We start from the raw sequence: 5,638 nt of genomic DNA, 5'->3' as shown, positions 1-5,638 counted from the left end.
CGCCACGTCCCGGGCGCCCCGGTCGTACGTGCGGTTGCGCGCGCACGCCTTCGCGCCGTAGGCGTGGACGCCGGCCGCCGCAAGCCCTACGGTGGCACATCAACCGCCGCGCGGCCCACGCCGACCACGCCGACCGCACCCGCCCGCACACCTCTGACCAGCCTCGACACGCTCACCCCCACGCCCCAGCGGCACTGCGCACCACCCTCCCGCGGTTCCCCCCGCCGCCGCCCCACCGACCTTCCCCGCGCCGCGCCGCACCGGCCGGCACGGGAACCGGCCGAGCGGCGGCGGGATCCGGGCATTCCATCCGATTGGTCACCCAGCGCACCGAGGGCCTACCGTAGAGTGAGCACAGATGATCGACCGTCAGACACCCATCTCCCTTGCCGAGAAGACGAGATGACCAACCGTCACACGAGCTCCGCCGAGCCGCCCCCGAGGCCCGGCGAACCGTCCGGCCCACCAGGCCGCCCACCGGGCGACACGTCCACCGGTCTTCCGGTGGACCCGTCGACGGACCTGCCCGCGGACGTGCCCGTGGAATTCGCCGCGTTCTGCGAACTCCACCGCCCGCGGTACCTCAGCTACGCCCGGGTCTGGCTCCCCGACCGCGCCGAAGCGGCCACCGCCGTCCAGCAGGCGTTCGCCGAAATCGCCGTCCACTGGCGCGAGTTGCTCGGCACCGCCAACCCCACCGCACACGCCTGGCAGATCCTGCGCGGCACCGTCGCCGAACACACCCGCCGGCCCGTGCCCGCCACCCCGCAGCGCCACCCCGCCGACGACGACCTGGCGATCCTCCACTACGTCGTCGGCCTCGCCGCGCCCGAGATCGCCGACGTCATCGGCACCGACACCGCCAGCGTCGCCGGCCGGCTGCGCCGCACCATGCTGCGCGAGGCCTCCGGCTGGTGAACCCTACGCGTGCCGCACGCCGGTGACGTCGAACAGGTGGTGCACCGGGTCGTGGACCAGGTAGCGCGAGAACGACTCCACCGTGAACCGCGCACCGTCGCTCCGGCTCCCGGTCCGCCGCCACTGCTCCTCCCCCGCCACCGCCTCGAAGGCCTCCGCGAGCGCCTCCCCGGCCGCCAGCAGCTCCTCCGCCACCACCGCGGGCCGCTGCTCCCCGTACCGCTCGGCGACGGCCGTCGCGTCCTGGTCCCAGTTGGCGAACAGCGGACCGTCCTGCTCCAGCATCAGCCCCAGCCGCACGCGGAACAGCCGGAACACGTCCCGCACGTGGCACGCGTACTCCAGCGCCGACCACACCCCAGGAGCCGGCCGCCGGCGCACCCCGGCCTCGTCCGCCCCCAGCAGCGCCACCCAACTCGCCGCGTTCGCCCGGATCATCCCCGCGACGTCCTCCCGGACGACCGAGGGCGTCTCCAGCCCGCAATCCGGACAGGCGCGCTCCAGCACCCAGGTCCAGTCCTTGACGTCCGGCACGATGGCGGCGCTGTTCCCCGATTCAGTCATGCCCCCAGCATGGAGCCCGCCCCACACCCCTCACCAGCAGCATTGCCGCCAACGCCCACCGAATTGCCGCCACCCCACCTACCGCCGACGCACCCGCCGCCCCACCCACACCCCAACCCCGGCGACGAGCAACACCCCACCCCCGAGCACGCCCCAGACGACCCCGTACCAGCCCCCCGCCCCACCGGCCTGGGGAACGACGGGGGCGGGGGTGCCGGTCGGCTCATCCGTTGCCTGGGACTCCACCCGGTGCAGCAACGGATTGTCCCGCGGGCCGTTGTCGACGGCGGGATTCGCCTCCAACGCCTTGGCAGGAGCGAGGATCCCGTACCCGTACCGGCCGTTCGGCACAGCGCCCCCATCGGCCGGCGCCGTCGCCGTCGTGATCATCCGATTGATCACCTGCCCCGCCGACAACCCGGGATACGCGGCCCGGATGAGTGCCGCCGTGGCGGAGACGTAGGCGGCGGCGTCGGAGGTGCCGTCTCCAACCCCGTACCCCGACGTCGACTTGGCCGTGGCCTGGTAGATCGCCGTACCGGGTGCGACCAGGGTCGTCTCGGGCCCCGAGGTCGACCGGGCCCAGAGCGAACCGTTCTCGCCGACGGCCCCCACGGCCACGACGCCGGGAAACGCTGCGGGGTACTCCACCGGCGCTCCGGAATCGCCGCTGTTCCCGGTGGCGGCCACCACCACGACGTCCTTGGAGACGGCGTAGAGGATCGCCTGCCGGGCGGCGGAATCGAGCGGGTCATAGCCACCAACCGACAGGTTGACGACCTTGGCGCCGTGATCGACGGCGTAGCGGACGGCCAGCTCGATGTCGGACTGCCGGAGCTCGGGGTGCTCCCCGGCGGCCCTGATCCGGATCGGAAGGATCTTCGCCTTCGGTGCGAGGCCCATCACGCCCGATCCCGTGCCGTGCCCGTGTCCCGCGATCAGGCTCGCGATCCCCGTGCCGTGGCCCTCGCCGTCCACCCGGCCGTCGGTCTTGGCGCCGGAGAAGTCCGCGCCGGGGAGGACCTGCCCAGCCAGATCCTGGTGGTCCTCCATGACACCGCTGTCCACCACGGAGACGATCACGCCCTCGCCTTGGCTGACCGGCCAGACTCTCGCCTCAGCCTGGTACTGCTTCATCGGCCACTGCTGGTCTCGAATCTGATCCGCGCCGGCCGGCACCGATGTGCTCCCCCACAGCATGGCCCCAGCAGCAAGCACGGCACCGCAGCGCGCCAGTCGGTCGCTCGTCAAGCCCGGTCACTCCAACTCAGCACGGCAGCCGGGCCGTAGGTCGGCGACCTGCGGCCCGGCCGGTCGGATTGGCCGTCCCCTTCAGGGACGGCGCTCATTGCACCACGTTCGGATTGGCGGGCTTGGGCGACTTCCAGGTCTCCTCGTCCTCCACCAGGTAGTCCGGACGCTTGGCCTTCCTCGTGTCGCCCTTACCCCCATGGGCTCCTGTCCAGGGCGGCACAGCGCCTTGCCCCGCAATCCCTCCGGGACGCGGTGGACTGCCTCCATTGACCCGGCCACGGGCGCCGAGACCGGATCCACCCTCGGTGAAGGCCTCCTTCCCGCCCGCTCCGGCCGCCGGGTGTTCCCTCCCACCGACGACGCTGCCAAGGCCCCGTCCCGGGGCGGCCCCCTGCTTGGCCGAAGCAGCTCCGCCGATGGCGCCCACAACCAGTCCACCACTGCTCGGCGCCCGACCGGTCGAACCGCCGCTCCGCAGCGCCTCCTCGCTCTCACCGGCGGCACCGCCCGGAACGTCGGTGACACCAGCAGTCACGGTCGCAAAACCGGGGCGGGGCATACTGCTCTGCATCCCCCTCTCTGATGCGGGGAGCTGAACACCCGTTGAAGTCGCACCCCCGGTTCCTGGTCCGAATCGCGCGGGCGCCGAACCGTCGATCCCGGTCGACAGGCCGGGGTCACTCGCGAGCGGCACCTTCGCCGGTGGCCGCTCTGTTCCGCCCTTGATGCCGGATTCCGGCGGCACGCTCTTCCCCGTCTGCCCGGCATCCCTGCCGCCGACAGTCCGCGGTGCGGACGATCGCGTTGGGGCACGGGACACCTCGCGTGCCTGCGCATTGCCGAACCCGTATCCGGCCACGGCCGAACCGACGACCGCCGATACATCCGGCTCCGCTCCCGTCGGCACGTCCTCCACGGTCGCCCGCCAGTTCCGGTCCTTCGGCGGCTCGCCCAAGGGGGTGGGGGGCTTCAGCATCGGGGTCGCCGTGCGGTAGTGCAAGGCCAGGGTTTGCAGGACGGTGGCGGCTTCGGCTTTTTTGCGGGCGGCCAATGGGGTGGGGTCGTCGTCGGTGAAGGTGGCGACGGCGTCCTTGAACTGGGCCCAGTTGCCGGGTTCTTCGGGCATGTCGCGCTTGGCCTTGGCGATGGCCTCGGAGACGTTGTGGAGGGTGTTGGCCGCGTCGTTGGCGTAGGCGGCGGCGTGGTTGATGCTGTCGGCGAGGTGGAGCATGCGGGTGTGGAAGGCGTCGCTGGTGGTGCCTTCCCAGGTGGTGGCGGCTTCGGTGCTGGCGCGGGTGAGGGTGGTGCGGATGGCTTTGAGGATGTCGGCGGCGCGGCGCCAGGGGTCGCCTGCGGCCATGACTTCGCCGGGGTTGAGGGCTTGGACCATGGCGCGGAGCTGGGTGTGGCTGTACTTGCCGAAGTCGGTGTAGGCCACCGGTGGTTCACCTCCGTGCGTCAGCGTTCGGACTTGCCGCCGTGGTGGGCGGGCGGGGCGGTGGTCCGCTGGTAGGCGGCCTTGCTCGTGGCGGAGGGGTCGGCCACGGACCAGCCGTCGGCGGCGAGTTTGAGCTTGCCCGCCGTGCGCCGGTCGTGTTCCTCGTAGGTGGTGGCGGTGAGTTCGGCCTTCTTCTGGGCTTCGTCGACGGCCTGTTGCAGCTGGTTGAGGATGTCGCGCAGTGCGTCGCGCATGACGTCGTAGCGGCCGTGGAGTTCGGTGGCCTCGGCGAAGGTGCCGAGGGCGGTGCGGCCGATGCCGCTCTGGCCGTGGGTGGTGGTGCCGTCGGCGCGGTGCTGGAATTCGGCGAGGAGGAGCCGCACTTGGGCGGCGAAGGCGCGGAGCTGTTCGACTTCGACCCGGTAGCCGCGCCCCGCGGCGCCGCCCGTGCCCGTTCCCGTGCCAGTGCCCGCGGCCATGGCGGCGCCTCCCCGGTACGTCCGTTTGACTCGGTCATGTCTAACACAGGAGCGCCGGGCCGAACCTGGTGCGACGTCAGTTCGTTGACGCCGCTTGCGCCGCGGTGAGCGCCCCGCGGCAGAGGTGGTCGGCGTGCCGGGTGGTTTCCGGGAGGCGGTAGCGGCGGGCGAGGTGGAGGGTGGTGGCGACGGCGGTGTCGAGGCCGATGCGGTGGCCGACGGAGACGAAGACGGGCTTGACGCCGGGCTGGGTGCGGACGGCCCGGCCGACCTCCTCGCCGGTGGCGGGGTCGGTGAGGGGGCTGGTGGAGCCGCGCGGGGTGTCGGGGGCGGTGTGGTCGAAGGTGAACGGGGTCTTGGCGACGCCGAGGGTGCGCAGGCCGGTGAGGACTCCGAGGTGGCTGGCGAGGCCGAGGCGGCGGGGGTGGGCGAGGCCGTAGCCGTCGCAGACGACGAGGTCGGGGGTGCGGGTGAGGCCGGCGAGGGCGTCGAGGACGGCGGGGATCTCGCGGAAGGCGAGGAGCCCCGGGACGTACGGGAAGGGGATCCGCCCGGCGGCGGTGGCCTCCTCGACGACGTCGAGGGTATCGGCGTCGAGGAGGACGGCGGCCGCGACGACGAGGTCGCGGTCGTCGTCGTAGGCGACGTCGACGCCGGCGACGAGCCGTACGGGGGCGTGGTCCGGGTCGTCGTGGGCCTGGACGAGCGGCCGGAGGCGCTCCTGTTCGGCGTGGGCCTCGGCCTCGGTGGTGGGCCAATCGGCGGGGATGGGCACGGGCGGGTTCCCCCTGGGAGGTGAAGGGTCGGTCCCGATCACCGTACCGAGGGGCCCGGACGACCCCGCGGTGAGCCCGTGCGCCCCCCGTGCCCCGGAACCGGGGGCTTAGCCTCAATACCAGTGACTTAAGGTTTTGAGCCTCGTGGAGCCTTGGTCGGTTGGTTGATGGGAACGGTGCGGTAGTGCGGGGCGATGCTGACGGCTTCG

The 5,638-nt window shown here is 72.5% G+C and carries 6 protein-coding genes; 1 reads left to right on the top strand and 5 read right to left on the bottom strand.

Translation table 11 applies throughout. From position 1 onward, the window contains the following. The first annotated feature begins 402 nt into the window (after positions 1-402). Positions 403-918 carry a hypothetical protein gene (locus tag AB0O00_RS27905; protein ID WP_363656320.1) on the top strand — a complete coding sequence of 172 codons (516 nt, stop codon included), beginning with the start codon at positions 403-405 and terminating at the stop codon, positions 916-918. 3 nt (positions 919-921) lie between these two features. Here the strand turns inward: AB0O00_RS27905 and AB0O00_RS27900 are convergent, their stop codons facing one another. The 5 genes from AB0O00_RS27900 to AB0O00_RS27880 form a co-directional block, all read right to left on the bottom strand. After that, positions 922-1,482 (bottom strand): DinB family protein, encoded by a 561-nt coding sequence (locus tag AB0O00_RS27900; RefSeq protein WP_363656318.1) that lies wholly within the window; start codon positions 1,480-1,482, stop codon positions 922-924. Positions 1,483-1,560: 78 nt separating this feature from the next. Beyond that, positions 1,561-2,619, bottom strand: coding sequence for a S8 family serine peptidase (locus AB0O00_RS27895; RefSeq protein WP_363656317.1), 1,059 nt, complete (start codon positions 2,617-2,619; stop codon positions 1,561-1,563). Between the two features lie 208 nt (positions 2,620-2,827). Then, complete coding sequence (locus tag AB0O00_RS27890; protein ID WP_363656315.1) at positions 2,828-4,174, bottom strand: hypothetical protein; 1,347 nt, start codon at positions 4,172-4,174, stop codon at positions 2,828-2,830. A 20-nt stretch (positions 4,175-4,194) separates the two neighbouring features. Further along, entirely contained in the window at positions 4,195-4,653 is a 459-nt protein-coding gene (locus AB0O00_RS27885; RefSeq protein WP_363656313.1) for a hypothetical protein, read from the bottom strand. A gap of 76 nt (positions 4,654-4,729) precedes the next feature. Then, positions 4,730-5,428: an endonuclease V gene (locus tag AB0O00_RS27880; protein WP_363656311.1), complete on the bottom strand. Its 699-nt coding sequence runs from the start codon at positions 5,426-5,428 to the stop codon at positions 4,730-4,732. Between the last annotated feature and the right edge of the window lie 210 nt (positions 5,429-5,638).

Origin of the sequence: Kitasatospora sp. NPDC093558 (assembly GCF_040683475.1) — a bacterium.
Lineage (GTDB): Bacteria > Actinomycetota > Actinomycetes > Streptomycetales > Streptomycetaceae > Kitasatospora.
Note: the sequence above shows the minus strand (reverse complement) of the source record. Positions and strands in the feature narration are given on the sequence as shown.

What these genes read in the sequence shown, in the direction of transcription:
- AB0O00_RS27885 (WP_363656313.1), bottom strand. Translation starts at nt 4,653, where the DNA reads ATGGCCGCGGGCACTGGCACGGGAACGGGCACGGGCGGCGCCGCGGGG.
- AB0O00_RS27905 (WP_363656320.1), top strand. Translation starts at nt 403, where the DNA reads ATGACCAACCGTCACACGAGCTCCGCCGAGCCGCCCCCGAGGCCCGGC.
- AB0O00_RS27900 (WP_363656318.1), bottom strand. Translation starts at nt 1,482, where the DNA reads ATGACTGAATCGGGGAACAGCGCCGCCATCGTGCCGGACGTCAAGGAC.
- AB0O00_RS27895 (WP_363656317.1), bottom strand. Translation starts at nt 2,619, where the DNA reads ATGAAGCAGTACCAGGCTGAGGCGAGAGTCTGGCCGGTCAGCCAAGGC.